General features: G+C 61.0%; 15 protein-coding genes. 12 read left to right on the top strand and 3 right to left on the bottom strand.

Going from position 1 to position 21,607, the window contains the following annotated elements; genetic code table 11:
* Nucleotides 1–55 precede the first annotated feature (55 nt).
* Together LGH70_RS12320 and kbl are read left to right on the top strand one after the other, a co-directional pair.
* A complete protein-coding gene (locus LGH70_RS12320; RefSeq protein ID WP_226185986.1) occupies nt 56–1,111 on the top strand; it encodes a patatin-like phospholipase family protein in 1,056 nt (351 codons plus the stop codon).
* A 263-nt stretch (nt 1,112–1,374) separates the two neighbouring features.
* Nucleotides 1,375–2,622: a glycine C-acetyltransferase gene (gene kbl / locus LGH70_RS12315; protein ID WP_226185984.1), complete on the top strand. Its 1,248-nt coding sequence runs from the start codon at nt 1,375–1,377 to the stop codon at nt 2,620–2,622.
* Between the two features lie 103 nt (nt 2,623–2,725).
* On the opposite strand, the gene cdaA is transcribed toward kbl, so the two are convergent.
* Nucleotides 2,726–3,565 carry a diadenylate cyclase CdaA gene (cdaA, locus tag LGH70_RS12310; protein WP_226185982.1) on the bottom strand — a complete coding sequence of 280 codons (840 nt, stop codon included), beginning with the start codon at nt 3,563–3,565 and terminating at the stop codon, nt 2,726–2,728.
* Nucleotides 3,562–4,446, bottom strand: coding sequence for a dihydropteroate synthase (gene folP, locus LGH70_RS12305; RefSeq protein ID WP_226185980.1), 885 nt, complete (start codon nt 4,444–4,446; stop codon nt 3,562–3,564). Before folP ends, cdaA begins: the two co-directional genes overlap by 4 nt.
* Before the next feature lie 47 nt (nt 4,447–4,493).
* Here folP and LGH70_RS12300 point away from each other — a divergent pair, with 47 nt between their 5' ends.
* The 5 genes from LGH70_RS12300 to LGH70_RS12280 all read left to right on the top strand — a co-directional run bounded on the left by LGH70_RS12300 (nt 4,494) and on the right by LGH70_RS12280 (nt 8,886).
* Nucleotides 4,494–5,054, top strand: coding sequence for a DUF1599 domain-containing protein (locus LGH70_RS12300; RefSeq protein WP_226185977.1), 561 nt, complete (start codon nt 4,494–4,496; stop codon nt 5,052–5,054).
* Between the two features lie 169 nt (nt 5,055–5,223).
* Nucleotides 5,224–6,333 (top strand): BT_3928 family protein, encoded by a 1,110-nt coding sequence (locus LGH70_RS12295; protein ID WP_226185976.1) that lies wholly within the window; start codon nt 5,224–5,226, stop codon nt 6,331–6,333.
* 85 nt (nt 6,334–6,418) lie between these two features.
* Complete coding sequence (locus LGH70_RS12290; protein ID WP_226185975.1) at nt 6,419–7,474, top strand: ABC transporter permease; 1,056 nt, start codon at nt 6,419–6,421, stop codon at nt 7,472–7,474.
* Nucleotides 7,475–7,604: 130 nt separating this feature from the next.
* Nucleotides 7,605–8,126 carry a shikimate kinase gene (locus tag LGH70_RS12285; RefSeq protein WP_226185973.1) on the top strand — a complete coding sequence of 174 codons (522 nt, stop codon included), beginning with the start codon at nt 7,605–7,607 and terminating at the stop codon, nt 8,124–8,126.
* A gap of 79 nt (nt 8,127–8,205) precedes the next feature.
* A complete protein-coding gene (locus LGH70_RS12280; protein ID WP_226185972.1) occupies nt 8,206–8,886 on the top strand; it encodes a sterol desaturase family protein in 681 nt (226 codons plus the stop codon).
* Nucleotides 8,887–9,014: 128 nt separating this feature from the next.
* Here LGH70_RS12280 and LGH70_RS12275 read toward each other — a convergent pair whose 3' ends face one another.
* Nucleotides 9,015–9,185 (bottom strand): hypothetical protein, encoded by a 171-nt coding sequence (locus LGH70_RS12275; RefSeq protein WP_226185970.1) that lies wholly within the window; start codon nt 9,183–9,185, stop codon nt 9,015–9,017.
* Between the two features lie 356 nt (nt 9,186–9,541).
* On the opposite strand from LGH70_RS12275, the gene LGH70_RS12270 reads away from it, so the two are divergent.
* The 5 genes from LGH70_RS12270 to LGH70_RS12250 form a co-directional block, all read left to right on the top strand.
* On the top strand, nt 9,542–9,949 hold the full coding sequence (locus LGH70_RS12270; protein ID WP_226185968.1) for a hypothetical protein: 408 nt from the start codon (nt 9,542–9,544) through the stop codon (nt 9,947–9,949).
* A gap of 56 nt (nt 9,950–10,005) precedes the next feature.
* Nucleotides 10,006–10,698, top strand: coding sequence for a formyltransferase family protein (locus LGH70_RS12265; protein ID WP_226185966.1), 693 nt, complete (start codon nt 10,006–10,008; stop codon nt 10,696–10,698).
* A 48-nt stretch (nt 10,699–10,746) separates the two neighbouring features.
* Nucleotides 10,747–12,783: an AMP-binding protein gene (locus tag LGH70_RS12260; RefSeq protein ID WP_226185964.1), complete on the top strand. Its 2,037-nt coding sequence runs from the start codon at nt 10,747–10,749 to the stop codon at nt 12,781–12,783.
* Nucleotides 12,784–12,785: 2 nt separating this feature from the next.
* Nucleotides 12,786–19,373 carry a non-ribosomal peptide synthetase gene (locus tag LGH70_RS12255; RefSeq protein ID WP_226185963.1) on the top strand — a complete coding sequence of 2,196 codons (6,588 nt, stop codon included), beginning with the start codon at nt 12,786–12,788 and terminating at the stop codon, nt 19,371–19,373.
* A 303-nt stretch (nt 19,374–19,676) separates the two neighbouring features.
* Nucleotides 19,677–21,607 (top strand): condensation domain-containing protein (locus LGH70_RS12250; protein WP_226185961.1); only part of this gene is annotated, 1,931 nt, incomplete at its 3' end.

Raw genomic sequence — 21,607 nt, 5'->3', positions numbered from 1 at the left:
GCTTGTGTATCAACCCATTTCTCTTTGCTTGCAGACGATTCCCTTCTTCCGTAACATGCGCCATATCTTTCTGTTAGCCAGTTTAGTCCTGAGCCTGACCACAGCCAGCTTCGCCCAGACCCCAGCTCCCGTAATCTACCGCAACCTGGTGATGGAAGGTGGCGGCATCCGGGGCATTGCCTACGGCGGGGCGCTGCAAGAGCTGGACCGGCAGGGCGTGCTGGCCGGCATCCGGCGCGTGGGCGGCACCTCGGCCGGCGCTATTCAGGCCGCGCTGCTGGCCGTGGGCTACTCGCCGGCCGAGATTATTGCCATCGTCAATGACATGCCGGTGCAGCGCCTCAACGACGGCCGCCTGATTTTCTTCGGGGGCAGCACCCGCCTGCTCAAGCAGTACGGCTGGTACCGCGGCGACCAGTTTACCAAGTTTATGAGTGAGCTGGTGGCTCGCAAAACCGGCTCGGCCGACTTCACCCTGGCCCAGCTCCACAACCTGGCCATCGAGGGCAAAGCCCGTGACCTGTATACCACCGGCACCAACCTGACGCGCCAGTGCACCCAGGTGTTCAGCTACGAAACCCACCCCGACATGCGCGTGGCCGACGCTGTGCGCATTTCGATGAGCATTCCGCTCTATTTCCGGGCTGTGCTCCTCGACCAGCAGGGCCACGTGGTGCAGCGCCCTGCCAAAGACCAAGCAGTGGAAGTGCTGGTGGATGGCGGCCTGCTGGCCAATTACCCGGTCGATTTGTTCGACCAGCCCCGTTACCAGCCCGCCGCACTGGCCGCCGCCAACCAGCCGGCTGTGAACCCCGAAACCCTGGGTTTGCGCCTCGACCGCGCCGAGCAAATTGCCTACGACACCCTGGCTACCGGCCGCCAGCAGCTGGCGCCCTACAACATCAACAGCTTCGGCAGCTACGTAGGAGCTTTATACAACGTGGCCCTGGAAAACCTGAACCCCGCCAAGCCCGCCGACTGGCCCCGCACGGTGAGTATCAACACCATGGGCTTCAATCCGAAAATCAAGCGCCTGTCGGCCCAGCAGAAGCAGCAGCTCCTAGACAGCGGCCGGCTGGGCGTGCAGCAGTTTCTGGAACGGCGGCTGTAAACAAGTATTGCCCGGTGCCTCTTCTACTACTCTCGCATGTCATCCTGAACGGCGTGCAGCGAAGTGAAGGACCTTATCACGACGGCACGAGTCGTTGTTATGCTTGTCATTCGTATCCTATAAGGTCCTTCGGCTGCGCCTCAGAATAACAGACAGTATGTGAAGGATGACCAACGATAGAGCGTGCAGCAGCGCGGAGACAGTACGAGTCGTTACTTTTGCCGTATCCCACTCATCCCTTCACAATTTCATACCCTCACCAGATGTATACCACCCTCCAGCCCGATCTGCAGCAGCAGCTCCAGGAAATCAAAGACAACGGCCTGTTCAAGAAGGAGCGGGTAATTACCTCAGCCCAGGGCACCGAAATCAGAACGGATGAAGCGGGCGAGGTGCTCAACTTCTGCGCCAACAACTACCTGGGCCTTTCCTCGCACCCCGAGGTGATTAAAGCGGCTAAAGATGCCATCGACACCCACGGCTACGGCATGTCGTCGGTGCGCTTTATCTGCGGTACCCAGGACATTCACAAGGAGCTGGAGGCCAAGCTGGCCGAGTTTCTGGGCACCGAAGACACCATTCTCTACGCCGCGGCCTTCGACGCCAACGGCGGCGTGTTCGAGCCCCTGTTCAACGAGCAGGACGCCATTATCAGCGACGCGCTGAACCACGCCAGCATCATCGACGGCGTGCGCCTGTGCAAGGCTCAGCGCTACCGCTACACCCACAACGACATGGCCGACCTGGAGCAGCAGTTGCAGGATGCCGTGCAGAAGGGCACCCGCCACCGCATCATCGTTACCGACGGCTCGTTCTCCATGGACGGCACCATTGCCCAGCTCGACAAAATCTGCGACCTGGCTGATAAGTACGAGGCTTTGGTTATGATAGATGAGTGCCACAGCATGGGCTTCCTGGGCAAAACCGGCCGCGGCACCCACGAGTACCGCAACGTGATGGGCCGCGTCGACATCATCACCGGCACGCTGGGCAAGGCCCTGGGCGGGGCCATGGGCGGCTTCACCTCGGGCCGCAAGGAAATCATCGACATGCTGCGCCAGCGCAGCCGCCCGTATCTGTTCTCCAACACGCTGGCCCCAGCCATCGTGGGCGCCAGCATCCGGGTGCTGGAGCTGCTGACGGAAAGCACCAAGCTACGCGACCAGCTCGAAGAAAACACCAAGTACTTCCGCGAGAAGATGACCGAAGCCGGCTTCGACATCAAGCCCGGCGAGCATCCCATTGTGCCCGTCATGCTCTACGACGCCAAGCTCAGCCAGGAATTCGCGGCCAAAATGCTGGAAAAAGGCATCTACGTGGTTGGTTTCTATTTCCCCGTGGTACCCAAGGGCCAGGCCCGCATCCGGGTGCAGCTCTCGGCCGCCCACACCCGCGCCCACCTCGACAAGGCCATTGCCGCCTTCATCGAAGTAGGTCAGGAGTTGGGCACGCTCAACGACCGCTCAGCTGCCCGCCCCGAAGCCGGCCAGGTAGTGACCAACACGCCGTAGTAGCGTCAGTCGATATTCTGTACAGCAGGCTGTCTATCCAAGCGGGTGGGCAGCCTGTTTTCGTTGAATGAATTAGCTAGGTCTAATGCTTGCGTAGGCGCGTTTACGCCGCTACTTCCGTGGCCGCCGAAGCCGACGGGCTGGCTGCTTTCGGGGCAGCGTCAAACAGGAACTCATTCAGGCGGGCCCGCAGGTCGGAGGAGGATAAGTTGCGGAACACCTCGCCGCCGCGCACCAGCGAAATCTGGCCGGTCTCCTCGCTCACTACCAATACTACGCTGTCCGTTACCTCCGTCAGGCCGATGGCAGCGCGGTGGCGCAGGCCCATGGAAGCGGGCACGTCGGGGTTTTCACTGACGGGCAGAATGCAGCGGGCGGCCTTGATGCGGTTGTTGCTGATAATCACGGCGCCGTCGTGCAGGGGTGAGGTCTTGTTGAAGATAGACATGAGCAGGCGCTTGCTCACGGTGGCGTCGATCAGGTCGCCGGAGTCGCCGTAGAACTTCAGGTCCGATACCATCTGGAAGGCAATCAGGGCGCCGGTGTTTTTGCCGGCCAGGCTCTTGGCCGCTTCCACGAAGGGCGTGATGCTCATGCGCTCGGTGGGCGCCTCGCGCCGCCACGGAAACACCCGCATCCGGTCAAAAGCCGTGGCCTTGCCGATGGTGAGCAGAAAGCGTCGAATCTCCTGCTGAAACAGAATAATGCTGGCCAGCACGCCCACGCTCATAAACTGGCCCAGGATGCTGGTCAGCAGCTCCATACCGGCGGCTTTCACCACCAGATAGAGCAGGTAGATGGACATCAGGCCCAGAAAAATCTTCAGCGCCACACTCCCCGTCAGCAGCTTGTAGAGCTGATAGAACAGCACCGTAACCAGCAGCACGTCCACGACGTCTATCCAGCCAATGCGCAGGAAGCCGATGCTGAAGGAGCCAATCACGGGGAGGAGGGAATCAGGGTGCTGGAAACGAGCCGCACGGTTTGCACGGCTTCGGCTACGTCGTGTACGCGCAAGAGCCGGGCGCCGTTGAGCAGGGCAATGGTATTTACGGCCACCGTGCCACTCAGCGCGGCATCGGGAGTAAGACCTAGTGGTTTGTAAACCATGGCTTTACGCGAGAGGCCAGCCAGAATGGGCAAGCCCAGAATTTGTAGTTCTCGCAGTCGGCCCAGCAGTTCGTGGTTCTGAGTAGCGGTTTTAGCGAAGCCAAAGCCGGGGTCAAGTACAATATCGGTCACGCCTACGGCGCGCAGCTGGGCCACTTTGTCGCGGAAGTAGCGCACCAGCTCCAGCACGAGGCCGTCGGGGTAGTCGGTGAGCTGCTGCATGGTCTGAGGCGTACCGCGCATGTGCATCAGGATGTAGGGCACCTGCAGGCGGCCGGCGGTGGCAAACATGGCTTCGTCGAGCGTGCCGCCACTGATGTCGTTGAGGATGTCGGCGCCGGCCGCTACGGCCGCGCAGGCCACGCTGGCCCGGAAGGTGTCGACCGACAGAAACGCCTCGGGAAACGTTCGGCGCAGGGCCTCAATGGCGGGCAGCACCCGGCGCTTTTCCTCGTCTTCGGCGATGTGCTCGGCCCCGGGGCGCGAGGAGTAGCCGCCCACATCCAGGATGCTGGCCCCGGCCGTGAGCATGGCCTCGGCGCGGTGCAGCAGGTCGTCGGTTCCGGCTACGCGGCTCTTGGCGAAGAAGGAATCCGGGGTCAGATTCAGGATGCCCATGACCTGGGGCACGGCCAGATTCAGGACGCGTCCACCCGGGCAACGCAACGTTTGCCTCGCGGAAAAACACGTATCTTTCGCGGCCTGGACAGACATGAGCAGAGAGGCTAAAAACCGGGATTCTTAAAAGTAGGCCGAAAATTTTGAGTAACCAAACCCAGCACGAGTACGACCAGGTAATTGGCCAATGCCGGAGCCTGTTCCTGGCCAAGACCCACGACTACGGCACCGCGTGGCGCATTCTGCGCCTGCCCTCCGTCACCGACCAGCTCTACATCAAGGCCCAGCGCATCCGCTCCATTCAGGAAAAGGGCGTGCAGCTCGTGGCCGATGGGGTGGAGGAGGAGTTTGTGGCCATCATCAACTACTGCATCATTGCCCTGATGCAGCTGCGCCTGAGCCCCGACGCCCCGCTGGACCTGGACCCGGCCGAAGTGGCGGCGGCCTACGACGAGCAGGTGGCCGAAAACCGCCGCCTGCTGTTTGCCAAAAATCACGACTATGGCGAAGCCTGGCGGCAGATGCGCATTGAAAGCATCACCGACATCATCCTGATGAAATTGCACCGTACCAAGCAGATTGAAGATCTGGCGGGTCTCACGCGGGTGTCGGAAGGCGTGGACGCCAACTACCGCGACATGCTTAACTACGCCGTGTTTGTGCTCATCAAGATGGGTTTCGGGCGGACGGAAGCCGGGGCTTAGCGTTTGGGTACGGTGGCTGCGTAAAAACCTGCGTTGTGCCGGGCGGTTCAGTAACTTGCAGGGCTCCGAACTCCGTACCATCTTCAACCGTTGGCAAGCTGGTTCCGTACCGGGGCCTGCGTACTATATTTCAAGCCCGCTGCCGTAGGCGCCGGGCACTACCGCTACTATGAGACTCATTACCCGAATCTGCTGGCTGCTGCTGGGCGCGCTGTTTATCTTTTCCGGCCTGGTAAAGCTCAACGACCCCATCGGCACGGCTTACAAGCTGGAAGAATACTTTGAGGTGTTTGCCGCCTCCCTGCCCAGCCTGGCGGGCTTCTTCCTGTGGTTCAAGGACAGCGCCAAGCTCATGTCGCTGCTGCTCAGTTCCCTGGAGGTTATTCTGGGCGTGGCCCTGCTGCTGCGCTGGTACCTGCGCCAGACGCTGTGGGTGCTGCTGGTGCTGCTGGTGTTCTTCACCTTCCTGACTTTCTACTCGGCCTTCTTCAACAAGGTAACCGACTGCGGCTGCTTCGGCGACTTCATCAAGCTCACGCCCTGGACGTCTTTCTCCAAGGATGTGTTCCTGCTGGTGCTCTGGGCCGTGGTATTCTTCAATCAGCGCTACCTGCGCCGGGTGTTTGCCCGCGGTATGCTCGGCATTATGTACATGACGCTGGCTTCGGCCGTGGCCATCGGTATCGGAGTGCGGGCGCTGGGCCATTTGCCCTACTTCGACTTCCTGCCTTATAAGGTCGGCAACGACATCGGCAAGCTGATGAAAGCCTCCGAGCCGCTGCGCTACAAGTACATCATGGAGAAGAACGGGGCCACCCAGGAATTCACGGAGTACCCCACCGATACCACCTGGAAGTACAAGCAGATGGTGCCCCTGAACCCCGACGCCGGCCCCAAAATCACCGATTTCAAGGTCTGGAACGACAAGGGCGACTATACCCAGGAGCTGCTGCAGGGCAATAAGCTGATTCTCATCATTCAGAGCACCGACAAAGCCGACCGGGACCGGTTCGTGCTGATCAACAAGCTGATTCTGTCGGCCGATTCGTCGCAGAAGAAGATTACGCCCCTGGTCGTTACCAGCAGCAGCCCCGCCGAATTCGACGCTTTCCGCCACGAGGTAAACCTGTCGGCCCCGTTCTACTACGCCGATGCCACGGTGCTCAAATCCATGATTCGCTCGAACCCGGGCTTTATGCTACTCAAGGACGGTGTGGTGAAAGGCAAGTTCCACTACCACGACATTCCGAGCCGCGCCAAGCTGGAAGAGCTTCTTTAATTGCTAATTGCTGATTGTTGGTTCGTGCTAACGTCTGCTCTAACAATCAATAACTAGCAATCAGCGACTAACAATCACCTACCTCATGATTTCTTTCGTGCTACGCCGGCTGTTGCAAGGAATACTGGTGCTGGCCGGTGTGGCCCTAACGGTATTCTTCCTGTTTACGGTGCTGCCCGGCGACCCGGTGGCGCTGCTGGCCGGCCAACGCTCGGACGTAGCCACCCGCGCCGCCATTGCCGCCGACCTGGGCCTCGACCAGCCCGTGCCGGTGCAGCTGGTAGGCTACCTGAACGACGTGTCGCCGCTGGGCCTGCACCCGCGCGACTCGGCCGGCGTGGCCAAGTACGGCGGCGTGGCTTTGCTGCCGCTGGGCCAGAAGGCCGTGGTGCTGAAAGTGCCCTACCTGCGCCGCTCGTTTCAGAGCAATAAAGACGTGCTGAGCATCCTGGCAGACCACTTTACCGGCACGCTGTGGCTGGCGCTGGCGGCCATGCTGCTGGCGGCGGTGCTGGGCATTGCCTTTGGCATCGTGGCGGCCCTGAAGCCCCATTCCTGGCTCGATAGGGCTCTGATTACAACCTCCGTGCTGGGTATTTCGGTGCCGTCGTTTGTGGCCGGCATCCTCATTGCCATGACCTTCGGCTTCTACTGGAGCCACTGGACCGGCCTGAACCTGACCGGGCAGCTCTACGAAACCGACCCCTTCACGGGCCGCCACTTGGTGCTGCGTAATCTGCTGCTGCCGGCCTTTGCCCTGGGCATCCGGCCGCTGGCCGTCATCACCCAGCTTACGCGCAGCTCCATGCTCGACGTGCTCAGCCAGGACTACATTCGCACGGCGCGGGCCAAGGGGCTGTCGGGCTACCGCGTAGTGATTGGCCACGCCCTGAAAAACGCCCTGAACCCGGTTATTACGGCCGTATCGGGCTGGCTGGCTTCGCTCATGGCGGGGGCATTCTTCATCGAGTACATCTTCAACTGGAAGGGCTTGGGCACCGTGACGCTGCGGGCCGTCGAAAACCTGGATTTCCCGGTGGTAATGGGCGCTACCATCTTTATTGCCTTCCTGTTTGTGGTCGTCAATATCGTCGTCGATGTGCTATACGCCGTGCTCGACCCCCGCGTAAAGCTCAGCTAAGTGTAATGTGGAAAGTGGAGTTGAATGTGGATAATGCGGGAATGACTAGCCTAGCCAATCAGGGACATATTCTTTCCATGCAACATTTAGCACATTACTCACATTCCAACACATTCGCACATTTCCTAAGATGCGCCTCTATCTGATTGGCATGCCGGGCGCCGGCAAAACTACTCTTGGCCGGGCGCTGGCGGCGGCCTATGAAGTGCCTTTTCGCGACCTGGACGCCGAAATAGTGGAGCGGGAGAGCCGCAGCGTGGCCGATATCTTTGCCGCCGAGGGAGAAGCCTACTTCCGGACCCGGGAAGCGGCGGTGCTGCGCGAAGTAGTGGCCGAGCTGCCCGAAGTGGTGCTGGCTACCGGCGGCGGCACGCCCTGCTTCCACCAAAACCTGGAGGTGCTGCTCGATACCGGCTATACGCTGTATCTGGAAGTGCCGGTGGAGGAGTTGGTAGCCCGGCTGCAGCGCGCGGCCGCCAGTCGGCCCCTGCTGGCCGCGGCTGCCGGCCCGGCGGCGCTGGAAGCCCGTTTGCGTGAAACCTTAGCTGCCCGCCAACAGTTTTATAGCCGCGCCCCGCTGCGCTGCACCGGTTCTTCCTGCTCGGTGGCGGCGGTGCAAGGGCTGCTTCACCAGTATCGGGTGAGCGGCTAACTTGGGTCCTTCTGCGTATTCGGCGCAGTGTTTGTGCGGCTCTGCGTACTTTTGCTTTTTACAATAGCTGATCATTCCTATGAATTCCGCTCCTTCCTCTCCGGCCCTCGACACGGCTCCTTCCCCGGTAAAAACACCTGACCAGATCAAGCCCAAGCACAAAGGGTCGGCGCAGCTGTTCAAAAACCCGGTGCTCGAGCGCCTCACGCACACCCATATTGCCCTGCCCGTTTCCATCTTCCTGCTTACGGCCGTCGGCAGCCTCTACTACGGCCTGACCCACGGCTTTATCGACGGCCTATCGGCGTTTGGCCTGTTTCTGGCGGGCTGGTTTATGTTCACCTTCGTGGAGTATGCCATGCACCGCTACCTCTACCACATTCCGGCTACTACGCCCAAGCGGGCCAAGTTTCAGTACACCATGCACGGCGTACACCACGAGTATCCCAAGGACAAGACGCGCCTGGCTATGCCGCCCATCGTGACGGTATTCGTGGCCTCGCTGCTGTTTTTCATCTTCCGCTTTATCTTCGGCAGCAACGTGTTTGGCATTCTGGCCGGCTTCACGTTTGGCTACGCGCTCTACCTGTTCGTGCACTACGCCATTCACGCCTACGCGCCGCCCAAAAATTTCCTCAAAGTGTGGTGGACGCACCACGCCCAGCACCACTACCGGCAGGACGAAATTGCCTTCGGGGTTTCGTCCACGCTCTGGGACCATATCATCGGTACTATGCCCAAAAAGGCCGAGAACAAATAGAACTCAGCCTTCCGTCAACAAAAAAGCCCGACCTGCACAGGTCGGGCTTTTTTGTTGACGGAAAGCACCAAAAAAGGCTGCCCCGATACCGGAGCAGCCTTTTTGGTAGCGGAAATTAATGCCTTGGGCTAGCGGCGCACTTTACGCAGGATAAACAGAATCAGGAGCACGACCAGCACTACGCCGATAAGGCCGGTCCACATGCCGGCTTTGAAGATGTCGCCGATAACGTCGCAGCTGCTGAGCGAGAAGGTGAGCAGCACCAGGAAGACGGGCAGAAGAAAACGGTAGTTTTTCATGGCAGGTCGGAGGGGAAGTGGGAGAGGAGGCTTAGGGTGCCTTACCCCGGTAAATACTGCGCCGCCCGCAAAAAGGTTGGACTGTAGCCAGAAGCAGTAGTACTCCACGGAAAACTCGGCCCGGATGCGAGCAGCCGTGGCGCGGCGCGGTGAAACGTCGGACCAGGGTTTTGGTACAGCGCATGACCCGGTTGGTGTAACATTCTTTTAGATGCGCGGCCAGGCTGGCACATTTGAATCAGTAGCAATAGGCTGATGACCAGCCGGTCGGAGCAGGCAGCGTTTCTGCCGTCCCGTACCACTGGCGTCTGGCGGTTGTTCTGCCGTTGCTCTAGTCTATCCAATTCTTATTCTATATGCGCTCCAAAACCAACAACCTGCGCGCCTCCGTTGCTACCGGCATCGGTTTGGCCTTCCTCATTATTCTGGTGAAACAGCTGGCCATGCTGCCCTGGTGGAGCTTCACCGTTGTGGTATTTGCCTTCGGGCTGGCCTTGCCCTACCGGCGCTGGAACCTGTCGGTTTTCGGCATCGGCTTTCTGGTCGGCTTCGTGGTGTGGGCCGGCACCAACACGCTCTACAGCGTGCTGTCGCAGGCCGCGCTATTCGACAAGGTGGCCAGCGTGATGGGCCTGCAGAAAATAGTGCTGCTACTGGCCTCCGGCTTTATTGGGGGCTTGCTGACGGGCCTCTCGTTTCTGGCCGGTAAAACGGCCGTGTATCAGCCCAAGCCTGAGGTAGGGATCGTAGTGCCGGCCAAGTAAGCCGGGCGCGCCCCAAGCCAGTAAATTCTTTTTATCACCGAGAACAACGACGACCCATGATTTTTGTAGGCGAAGGCGGTTTGTTGCAGAGTACGCTCCTGTTTACGCGGCACAGCAACGTGTCCATCGACATGGTATACAGCCCCACCGATGAGCTGGCGGGGTTTTGTGCCAAGCACCAGATTCCGTTCCGGAAAGTGGCCAACATTAACGATGAAGCCGAGCATATGGCCGAGCTGGCCTGCTCCGATAAAATCGTATTTTCCATCAACAACGGCTGGCTGTTCCGCAAACCGATTCTGAGCCTGCCCGGCTTTCGGTTTTATAACATTCACAGCGGCCTGATTCCCAAGTACCGCGGCAAGCCGGAAGTGTGCATCATTTTCGCGCTGCTCAACGGCGAAAAGGAGTACGGCGTGTCATTGCACGAAATCGACGAGAACATCGACACAGGCCGCTGCCTGGCTATCCGCAAGTTTCCGCTCGGTGCCCACACCACCTTCGAGGATGTGATGGTGCAGTGCCTGGCCAGCTGCGAGGCCATCTTCAACGAGAATCTGCACAAGATTATCCGGGGAGAAACTTTCGAAAGCCCGGTGCTGCCCGAGCCCACCAGCAAGCTGTATTCCTACAAAGACCTGGTGAAGCTGGCCGAGCACAAAACGGCCCCGTCCTACGCCAATGCCACCGAATTTGGGCTGTTTGAAATGTGGTTTGCCAAAGCCCACACCCTTATCAGCCAGCTGTAGCCGGCTCCATTATTCGCTATCCGCTATCCACTCTATACCGCTACGCCCTTGAACTCTTACGCTACGCTTACGCACTACCTGGCGCACTACGCCAGCGCCTCGCCGGCCAAGGTGGTTTTCACTTACCTGGATGAGGAGGAAGCCAAGACCTGCTCCCTGACCTACGCCGGGCTGAACGAGCAGGTAAACGAGCTGGCCTTGCACCTGGCCGGCCGCGGCCTGAGCGACCAGCGCGCCATGCTGCTCTACGCCGAGGGGCTGGAGTTCATCGTGGCGTTTCTGGCCTGCCTGCGCGCTGGCGTCACGGCCGTGCCCATGTTTTTGCCCCGCGGCAGCAAGCACATGGCCCGCCTCACTACCATCCTCGACGACTCCCGCAGCAGTGCCATCCTGACCAGCGGCAAGTACCTGAATCGTATTCACAGCGGCCTGCCCGAGCTGGCCATGCCCGTTATTGCCACCGATATGCCCCTGGAGGCCGTGGCGTTTCAGGAACGGGCCCCCGCCCTGGATACGGCCGCCAACGCCATTGCCTTTATTCAGTACACCTCCGGCTCGACGGGCCGGCCCAAGGGCGTGATGGTGAGCCACCAGAACCTGCTGCACAACGAGCAGCTGATTCAGCAGGCCTTTGGCTGCACCGAAGACTCGATTATCGGCTCCTGGCTGCCCTTCTACCACGATATGGGTTTGATCGGCAACATCCTGCACACCGTGTTTACCGGCGGGCGGGGCGTGCTTATGTCGCCTTTCTACTTCCTGCAAAAGCCCCAGCGCTGGCTCCAGGCCATTTCCGACTACCGCGTAACGCACAGCGGCGGCCCCAACTTCGCCTTCGACCTGTGCGTGGACCGCGTGGATGCCACCGAGGTTGCCAAGCTGGATCTGTCGTGCTGGAAGGTGGCCTACAACGGCTCCGAGCCGGTGCGCGCCGAAACCCTGGCCCGCTTCCGCACCCACTTCCGGGCCGCCGGCTTCCAGGCCAACGCGTTTTACCCCTGCTACGGCCTGGCCGAAGCCACGCTTTTCGTATCCGGGGGCAAAACCAGCCCCGAGTACCGCACCCTGGCCGTGGATGCCGAGCTGCTGCCCGCCAATCAGCTCAGCCTGATTGACCCGGCCGAGCCCACCGCCCGCATTCTGGTGGCCTCGGGCCGCGTAGCCGAGGGCATGGATGTCCGAATCCTGGACGGAGCCTCCCAGCGCGAAGCCGGCGAGCTGCAGATCGGGGAGGTGTGCATTGCCGGACCCAGCACCAGCGCCGGCTACTGGAACATGGAAAACGAGCGGATTGCCTTTGCCGCCGACTCCTCCCAGCGCTACTTCAAAACCGGCGACCTGGGCTTTTTTCACCAGCGCCACCTCTACATCACGGGCCGCCTCAAGGAGCTGCTCATCATCCGGGGCAAAAACTACTACCCCTACGACATTGAGTTTTCGGCCAGCACGGCCCACGAGGCCATCGAGAAAAACGGCGTGGCGGCTTTCCCGGTCGAAATTGCCGGCGCCGAAGAGCTCATCATCCTGGCCGAGCTGAAGCGCCAGCACGCCCGCACCACCGATACGCTGCCCATCATCAAGGCCATTGAGCACAAGGTGCTGGAAGAAACCGGCCTGCGGCCCTACGACGTGGTGCTGGCCCAGCCCTTCGCCATTCCGCGCACCTCCAGCGGCAAGCTGCAGCGCGTGCAGTGCGCCCTGAACTACCGCCAGAGCCACCTGGTGGCCCTGCAGCACACCCGCGAAACCGTGGCCATCGACGCGGCCGACTACGTGCTGCGCCTGGCCAAAGCCCGCCAGGACGGCACCGCCACCAGCATTCAGGACTACCTCAAGCTGGTGCTGGCCAGCAAGCTGCTGCACTGCCCCGCCGACCAGATCGACGTGAACCAGGAGCTGACGGCCTTGGGCATCGACTCACTACGGTCCATGGAAATCGTGAACACCCTGAACCGCGACCTGGAAATTCAGCTCGACGCGACCCAGCTGTTTCAGGTGAATACGGTGGCCGAGTTGGCTGCTAAAATTGAATTATCCCTGTGGTTGAATAGCAAACAAGAAAACGGTAAAGAAATAATCTTATAATTATGAAGGTCCTAGATATCATTAACGAGTTAAAAGCCAGCAAGATATTCCCCAAGCTGGAAGGTGAGCAGCTAAAGCTGATTGGCGAAACGAGTAACCTGCGCAAGGAATTAATTGATGTTATCAAGGCCCGGAAGGGTGAGATTGTAGATTTTCTGCGCGAGGCTACTAAACAGTCGGTATACCAGCCGATTCCGGTGGTGGAGGAGCAGGCCAGCTACCCGCTCTCCAACGCCCAGCAGCGCCTGTGGGTACTCAGCCAGTTTGAGGGCGGCTCGGTGGCTTACAACATCGTGAAAGGTTTTTTCCTGCAGGGAACGGTCAACAAAACCAACCTGGAAAAGGCGTTTCAGGCCACTGTGCAGCGCCACGCCAGCCTGCGCACCGTGTTCCGGGAAGTAGACGGCGAACCGCGCCAGATTGTGCTCGACCAGGTGGCTTTTGCCGTGGAGCACGACAACATCGAGCAGGTTTCCAACAAGCGCGAGCGACTTGAAAATGAGCTGGCCTTCCTCACCAACCAGCCCTACGACCTGAGCACCGGCCCGCTACTGAAAGTGAAGCTGGTGCAGCTCTCGGCCACCGAGTTTGCCCTGTTTTTCGGCATGCACCACATCGTCAGCGACGGGTGGTCGTTTGGCGTTATCGTGCAGGAAGTCATGGCGTTCTACGAGGCGCTGTGCAAGGGCGAAGCCGTGGGCGCGGCCCCGCTGCCGGTGCAATACAAGGACTACGCCGCCTGGATGGCCAATAAGCTCACGGGCGAAAGCGGGGAGAAATACCGCAAGTTCTGGACCGAGCGCCTCGAGGAAAGCATCGACCCGCTGCAGCTGCCCACCGACTTTGCCCGCCCCGAAAACAAGGGCTACAAGGGCTCAGTGACCAAGTTCAGCTTCGACGCGGCCCTGTACCAGCGCATGAACAGCTTCTGCCGCGAGTCGCACACTACGCTTTTCAGCTTCCTGCACGCCACGCTCAACCTGCTGCTCTACAAGTACTCGGGTCAGAAACAGCTGATTGTGGGCACGCCCGTATCGGGCCGCAGCCACTACGACCTGGAAAACCAGGTGGGCCTCTACGTAAACACGCTGGCCCTGAAAACCACCATTGTGCCCGAGCAGTCGTTTGCCGCCTACCTCAAGGAAACCTCGCAAAGCACCCTGCAGGCCTTCGAGCACCAGGACTACCCTTTCGACAAGCTGGTGGAGGAGCTGAACCTGGTGCGCGACCCGAGCCGCAACCCGCTGTTCGACGTGATGATCGTGCTGCAAAACACGGCCTACGGCGACGGCAGCATTGAAATGAGCAAGCAGCACGGCTTCCGCCTGCTGGAGCTCGACCAGTACTTCGGCGACGGCGTCGGGCTGGAAGCCATTCACCAGGGCGCCAAATTTGATTTGAGCTTCAGCTTTGGCACCGAGGCCGGCAACCAGTTCGTGCTCGAAATCGACTACAGCACCGAGCTGTTTACCGAGGCCAAAATCAACCGTTTCTTCCAGGCTTTCCTCTCGCTGCTGAACCAGGTAATGGCCGCCCCCGACCAGCGCGTGGGCGAGCTGCAGCTGATTCAGGACGCGGAAAAGGCCAAGATCCTGACCCAGTTCAACGTGCCCATCGAGGGCATCGACGAGGCCAGCATCATCAGCCTGCTCACCGATTCGTTCCGGACGCGCGCCGACGAGGTGGCCCTCATCACCAAAAACCAGGTGCTGACTTACCGGGAGCTGAATGAGCTATCGGACAAGCTGGCCGTGTACCTGCGCGCTAAGCTGGGCAACGCGGAAAATCCCTTCGTGGGCATACTGATGCAGCGCACGGCCTGGACCATCGTCAGCGTGCTGGGCATCCTGAAGGCCGGCGCCGCCTACGTGCCCGTCGACCCGACGTACCCCCAGAACCGCATCGACTTTATCCTGGAAGATGCTGACCCGCTGCTCATCCTGAGCGACACGAACAGCAGCCCGCTGATTCCGGCCATCTACGAAGGCCGCGTCATCAACCTCAACACCGAGGAAGCTACCATCCGGGCCACCGAAGGCGCGGTAGAAGATGCCGGCGACCTGCGCGAGAAAACCTCCTATCTGATTTACACCTCCGGCTCGACGGGCAAGCCCAAGGGCGTGCAGATCTGCCACCGCAATGCCATTGCCTTCCTGAAGTGGTGCTGCGTGGAGTTTGCCCACACGCCCTACGAGCTGCTCTACGCGGCCACGTCCTACTGCTTCGACTTGTCGGTCTACGAGTTCTTCTTCCCGCTGATTCAGGGCAAGAAAATCCGCCTGCTAACCTCGGCCTTGGAATTGCCCCAGTACCTGCCCCACGACAAGAATATTCTGGTGAACACCGTGCCCTCGGTGGTGCGCAACCTGCTGGAAGACAACGTGGACCTCTCCAACGTGGTGGCCCTGAACATGGCCGGCGAGCCGGTGCCTAAGAAGTTCAAGAAGGACCTGGACTACCGCCGCATGGAAGTGCGCAACCTCTACGGCCCCTCCGAAGACACGACCTACAGCACCAACTACCGCTTCGCCGACGACGGCTACGAAATCATCCCGATTGGCACGGCCGTGGGCTACACCCAGATGTACATCCTGGATGAGTCGCGCAACCTGCTGCCCGAGGGCGTCGACGGCGAGATTTACCTCAGCGGCCAGTCGATTGCCAAAGGCTACCACGGCCGCCCCGACCTGACGGCGGAGCGCTTCATGCCCAACCCCTTTGCCCCGGGCCACACCATGTACAAGACCGGCGACATCGGCCGCTGGCTGCCCGACGGCCAGGTCGAGTTCATCGGCCGCGTCGATGACCAGGTGAAGGTGCGGGGCTACCGCATCGAGCTGGGCGAAATTCAGTTCCTGCTCGAGCAGCAGGAAGGCGTGCAGCAGGCCGTAGTGGTGGTAAAAGATATTCAGGCTGAGAAAACCATCGTGGCCTACTGGGAAGGCAGCGACGAGCAGTCGAACAAAGAGCTGAAAGCGGCTCTGGGCAAAAGCCTGCCAGGCTACATGGTGCCTACCTACTGGGTGAAAATGGACAAGATTCCGCTGAACTCGAACGGCAAGGTCGACAAGAAGCTGCTGCCGCTGCCCTCGCAGAAGGGTGCCGAGGCCGCGGCCCTAGTGGAGCCCACCACCGAAATGGAAATCCGCCTGCAGCAGCTCTGGAAGGAAGTGCTCAACAAGAAGGAAGTCGGCATCCGCAGCAACTTCTTCGAGGTGGGCGGCCACAGCCTGCGTGCTACCCGCCTGAAGTCGCTCATCCTGAAGCGCATGGGCAAGGATATTTCCCTCAACGAGCTGTTTCAGTACCCCACTATCGAACAGCAGGCCACCCTGCTGGAGCGCAAAAACGAAACCCGCTTCCGCGAAATCAGCCTCGCCGACCAAAGCCAGTTCTACCCCGTTTCCTTCACCCAGGAGCGCCTGTGGGTACTTACGCGCTTCGCCGATGCCTCGGTGGCCTACCACATGCCCGCCGCCTTCCGCGTGAAAGGTACCCTGGACGCGGACCTGCTGGAGCAGGCGTTCCGCCAGGTTATTGCCCGCCACGAAAGCCTGCGCACCACCTTCACCGAGCACGAAGGCACACCCGTGCAGCTTATTCACGACGCGGCCGAAATCAACTTCACCATTCAGAAGCTGACGGTAGCGGCTACTAGCTCGGCCACCCAGGTTGAGGAAGTGCTGCAAGAGCAATGGAACCAGCCCTTCGACCTGGAAAAAGGCCCGCTGCTGCGCAGCGTCCTCATCGACATGGCCGGCCAGGAGCAGATTCTGTCCTTCTGCATGCACCACATCATCAGCGACGGATGGTCCATCGGGGTGCTGGTAAAGGAAGTAATGCAAGCCTACGAAGCCCTGGCGCAAGGCCAGCAGGAGCAGTGGGCCCCGCTCACGCTCCAGTACAAGGACTTTGCCGTGTGGCAGCGCCAGGAGCTCTCCAGTGAGAAGCTCGACGCCCACCGCCAGTTCTGGCTGGGCGAGTTCAGCAACCTGGGCACCACGCTCCAGCTGCCCACCGACTTCGAGCGGCCCGCCATCAAAACCTACCGCGGCGGCACCCTGAACGTGGTGCTCGACCCCGCCGTGGCAGCCCCGCTGAAACAGCTGGCCAACAGCGCCGACCTAAGCCTGTTCATGGTGCTGCTCGGCGGCGTGAACGTGCTGCTGAGCAAGTACTCCGGCCAGCGCGACATCACCATCGGTACGCCCGTGGCCGGCCGCGACCATATCCAGCTCGAAGACCAGATTGGCTTCTACGTCAACACGCTGGCCATTCGCAACCAGCTCAGCGAGGAGCAAAGCTTCCTCTCGTTGGCCCGGCAGCAGAAAGACAAGCTGCTCAACGCCTTCGAGCACCAGGTGTATCCGTTTGAGATGCTGCTGGCCGACCTGAACCTGAAGCGCGACCTGTCCCGCTCGCCCTTGTTCGACGTGATGGTGATTATGCAGAACACCGAAGCCTCGAAAGCCTCGCAGGCTTTGTCTTCGGCCCTGCAATTCGAAAAACTGGAGCTGAACACCGGCGTCACGAAGTACGACCTGACGTTCTGCTTCTCGGAAGAAGCCGACGGCCTGCGCCTCAGCCTGGAATACAACGCCGACCTCTACGCCCCGGCCACCATCAGCCGCATGGTGCAGCACCTGACCACCCTGTTTGGGCAGGTGGCCGCCGAGCCAGCCCTGGCGCTAAGCGAAGTAAACGTGCTGGACGCCCTCGAAACGCAAGCCATGCTGGCCCTCACCGACAATACCGCCGTGGGCTTCGATGAAAGCGCCACGCTGATAAGCCGCTTCCGCGCCGTGGCCCGCACCCACGCCAACCGCGTAGCCCTGCGCCTCGGCGACCAGCAGCTGACCTACGCCGAGTTGGATGAGCGCTCGGGCCAGCTGGCCCGCGTGCTGCTGAAAAACTACCGCATCAAAACGGAAACGCCGGTTGCCCTGCTTGCCGGGCCCAACGAGTGGCTCTTTATCGGGATGCTGGCCGTGCTTAAAGCCGGGGGCGCCTATGTGGCCCTCGACCCGGCGTATCCCGCCGTGCGTATCAACTACCTGGTGCAGGACAGCGGCAGCCAGCTGATTCTGACGGATAACCCAACCTCGGAAAAGCTCGCGGATGTTGAATCCCGGATTCAGGTGCTGGATATTACGGCCGTTACCTATAGCGGCTCGGCCATTACGGCCGCCGTCGAGCCCACACAGCTGGCCTGTGTGCTCTACGCCTCCGACGCTTCGGGCAGCCCCCGCGGCATTCAAATCGAGCACCGCAACGTGGTCAGCCAGCTCAACAACGAAAGCAACCTGTTTGGCTTCGACGAGCACGACCGGTGGGCCCTCACCCAGGCCCCGGGCCTCGACCTAGCCCTGTGGGAAATCTACGGCAGCTTGCTGCACGGCGCCACCGCGGTGCTGCTGCCCCAGGAAACGGCCACCGACCCCGCCGCCCTGCTGGAGGTCCTGCAGCAAGAGAAAATCACGGTTCTGGCCCTCTCTACCGCTGCTTTCCGGAGCCTGAGTGCCACGGTAGAGAAGCAGTTGGCGCAAACGCCTCTGGCCCTGCGCCAGGTGTTGCTGGCCGGCGAAGACCTGCCATCCGAAACGGTGCAGGCCTGGCAGCAGGCTTACCCCGCTTGCCGGTTCAGCACGCTCAGCGGCACTCCCGAAACGACTGGCTTTACCACCTGCGCCGAAATCACGGCGCCGGAAGCCAAAGCCGGCCACACCCGTACCCTCGGCAGCGTGCTGCCTACGCTCAGCGCCGTGGTCCTCGACCACAACCTGCAGCTGGTGCCGGTGGGTGTCGTTGGTGAGCTGGGCGTGAGTGGCGCCGGCGTGGCCCGTGGCTACCACGGCCGCCCCGAGCTAACGGCCCAACGCTTTGTCGACAACCCTTTCCGGGATAACGAAACCCTGTACCGCACCGGCGACCTGGTTCGGCTGTTGGCCTCGGGTCAGCTGGAATACGTGGGCCGCCGCGACAATCAGGTGACCCTGCAGGGCCAGCGTCTCGAGCTGGGCGAAGTGGAAGCCGCCCTGCGGCAGCTCGATGGTGTGCAGGAAGCCACCGTGCTGGCTACCCGCACGACTACCGGCGAGCTGGAGCTGACGGCCTACTACGTGCTGAACAACATTCTGAGTGCCAAGGCTATCAAACAGGCGCTGGAAGCCGTGCTGCCCGCTGCGCTGGTGCCGGCCTCCCTGATTCGCCTGGATGCCTTCCCGCTCACGAGCCTGGGCGCCATCAACCAGGCAGCCCTACCCCGGCCCCACGACGCCGACGACGAGCCCCTGACCGCCTACGTAGCCCCGCGCAACGAGGTAGATGAGCGCCTCATCGTCATCTGGAAGCACATCCTCGATGCCGACTCCATCGGCATCAAAGACAACTTCTTCGACCTGGGCGGCCACAGCCTGAAAGCAACCCGCGTGCTGGCCAAAATCCACGAGGAGTTCGGGGTGAAGATTGACCTGAAAAACCTGTTCGTGGAGCCTACTATCGAGCATCTATCCAACTACATCGACGCGGTGAGCTGGATGGAGACGGAGTCGGTGGGCGTGGAGCAGGACGAGTCAGAGCTGATTTTCTAAGCAGTTACCTTATCCTTCCGGCTGCCTCGCTGACTGCAGTTGGCAAACGGGAGGAAAGTCCGGCCCGGCGCACCTAGCGCCGGGCCCTCGGCTTCCCTATATTTTATACTTATCCGGTGCTGGCCGGCTTCCTTATCTCGCTGCCGAGTAGGACTTGGGCAGGATGCCCGCCTGCGCCGCCGGCCGAGAGGCCGCCAGATATTCTATCAAAACTACCCCGCGCTTCGCGCAACATATACTGCTATACCAATGGACGTTTTAGATCTACTATTGAATTTACGTGCGAAGGGGACTACCATCACTTTGGACGATACCGCGAATACGTTGCGGCTGCGGGGTAAAACGGAAAACCTGACCGCGCAGGATAAGGACCTCATCAAAACGCACAAAGCGGCCCTGATGGACTTCATCCGGGCCGAACGGACGCGGCAGAAGGGCTTTGCCACCATTCCGCCCGCCCCCGTGCAGCCCGACTACGCCCTCTCGGACGGGCAGCGCCGCCTGTGGTTTCTGAGCCAGTCGGAAGACAACGCGCTGACTTACAACATTCCCTCGGTGCTGGAGCTGACCGGGGAGCTGAACACCGACCTGTTTGCCCGTGCCATCGAGAGCGTAATTGCCCGGCACGAGATTCTGCGCACGGTATTTCGGGAAAGCGCCGCCGGTGAGCCCCGCCAGCACATTCTGTCGGCGCAGGCCATCGGCTTTAGCCTGCGCGTAACGGACCTGAGCGCCTTCCCCGACGCGGAGGTCCAGGTGCGGGCCCTCGTGCAGCAGGATATGGCCCAGCCCTTCGACCTGAGTCGGGGGCCGCTGCTGCGCGCCAGCCTGTTTCAGCTGGCGGCCGGCCGCCACGTGTTCTACTACAACATGCACCACATCGTCAGTGATGGGTGGTCGATGCAGCTGCTGACCCGCGACGTGCTGACTAGCTATATGGCCCTGGTGCAGGGGCAGGAAGCGCCGCTGGCCCCGCTGGCTATTCAGTATAAAGACTATGCCCACTGGCACCTGCAGCAGCTCAGCAATGAGTCGCTGCAGAAGCTGGAGCAGTACTGGACCACGCAATTCGCGGGCGAGCTGCCGGTTCTCCAGCTGTCCAATGCCAAAACGCGGCCCGCCGTGCTCAGCCACAACGGGGCCGTGCACACCATCGAGCTGAACGCGCAAACCACCAGCAAGCTGAAAGCCCTGAGCCAGCAGCTCGGCGGCACCTTGTTTATGGGCCTGCTGGCGGCCGTGAACGGTTTGCTCTACCGCTACACGGGTCAGGAGGATATTATCATCGGTAGCCCTATTGCCGGCCGCGAGCACGCCGATTTGGGGGAGCAGATTGGCTTCTACGTCAACACGCTGGCCCTGCGCACGCAGTTCAGCCACCAAGACAGCTTCGAGGCTCTGTTTGAACGGGTGAAGGACACCACTCTGGGCGCTTTCCAGCACCAGCTTTACCCCTTCGACCGGCTGGTTGAAACCCTGGGCCTGCGCCGCGACCCGAGCCGCAACCCGCTGTTCGATGTGCAGCTGAATCTGCAGCCCGCCGGCGTAACCGCAACCCGGGAAAATGCCGGCCGGAACGAACTGGAGGCTGCTGACTTCGTTATTTCGCAGGCCATAGCCAGCAAATTCGATTTGTCGTTCCGCTGCTACGAATACCAGGATACGCTCTCCATCCGGCTGGAATACAACACCGACGTGCTGGAAGCGTATTTCGTGGAGCAGCTAGGCCGCCACCTTGCTTGCTTCATTGCCGAGGTGCTGCGCGATGCGCGCCAGCCAATTGGCCTCGTTCAGTATATCAGCGAAGAAGAGCAGAGCCTGCTGCCGCTGACCAACCCCCGAAGCGACCTTGCCTATTCCACGGGCAGCTTGCTGACGGAATTTGCTCAAGTGGTCATGGCGCACGGCTCGCGGGTAGCCGTCTCGGACGTGTCGGGCCAGCAGCTGAGCTATGCCCAGCTCGACGCGCTGTCCTCGCAGCTGGCCCACTTCCTGTTGGCCCAGCCAGCGCCGGCCGGCGCTGCCTCGCCCCTGTCGCTGGTGGCTTTGGCCTTGCCGCAGAGCCCGGCCGTTATCGTCAGCATCCTGGCCAGCTGGAAAGCCGGGGCCGCCTACCTGCCCCTGGACCAGAGCCTGCCCGCTGCCCGCCAGCAGTACATGCTCGCCCACAGCCAGGCCCCGCTCACGCTCACGGCCGAGCTCTACGAGCAGTTCCTCGCCCAGGCCGCGGCCTA

Origin of the sequence: Hymenobacter nitidus (assembly GCF_020447315.1) — a bacterium.
In the GTDB taxonomy this organism is placed as follows: domain Bacteria; phylum Bacteroidota; class Bacteroidia; order Cytophagales; family Hymenobacteraceae; genus Hymenobacter; species Hymenobacter nitidus.
Note: the sequence above shows the minus strand (reverse complement) of the source record. Positions and strands in the feature narration are given on the sequence as shown.

Excerpts from the sequence above, each read along its gene's own strand:
- LGH70_RS12320 (WP_226185986.1), top strand. The coding sequence starts at position 56 with ATGCGCCATATCTTTCTGTTAGCCAGTTTAGTCCTGAGCCTGACCACA.
- kbl (WP_226185984.1), top strand. The coding sequence starts at position 1,375 with ATGTATACCACCCTCCAGCCCGATCTGCAGCAGCAGCTCCAGGAAATC.
- folP (WP_226185980.1), bottom strand. The coding sequence starts at position 4,446 with ATGTCTGTCCAGGCCGCGAAAGATACGTGTTTTTCCGCGAGGCAAACG.
- LGH70_RS12295 (WP_226185976.1), top strand. The coding sequence starts at position 5,224 with ATGAGACTCATTACCCGAATCTGCTGGCTGCTGCTGGGCGCGCTGTTT.
- LGH70_RS12290 (WP_226185975.1), top strand. The coding sequence starts at position 6,419 with ATGATTTCTTTCGTGCTACGCCGGCTGTTGCAAGGAATACTGGTGCTG.
- LGH70_RS12285 (WP_226185973.1), top strand. The coding sequence starts at position 7,605 with ATGCGCCTCTATCTGATTGGCATGCCGGGCGCCGGCAAAACTACTCTT.
- LGH70_RS12280 (WP_226185972.1), top strand. The coding sequence starts at position 8,206 with ATGAATTCCGCTCCTTCCTCTCCGGCCCTCGACACGGCTCCTTCCCCG.
- LGH70_RS12275 (WP_226185970.1), bottom strand. The coding sequence starts at position 9,185 with ATGAAAAACTACCGTTTTCTTCTGCCCGTCTTCCTGGTGCTGCTCACC.
- LGH70_RS12270 (WP_226185968.1), top strand. The coding sequence starts at position 9,542 with ATGCGCTCCAAAACCAACAACCTGCGCGCCTCCGTTGCTACCGGCATC.
- LGH70_RS12265 (WP_226185966.1), top strand. The coding sequence starts at position 10,006 with ATGATTTTTGTAGGCGAAGGCGGTTTGTTGCAGAGTACGCTCCTGTTT.
- LGH70_RS12255 (WP_226185963.1), top strand. The coding sequence starts at position 12,786 with ATGAAGGTCCTAGATATCATTAACGAGTTAAAAGCCAGCAAGATATTC.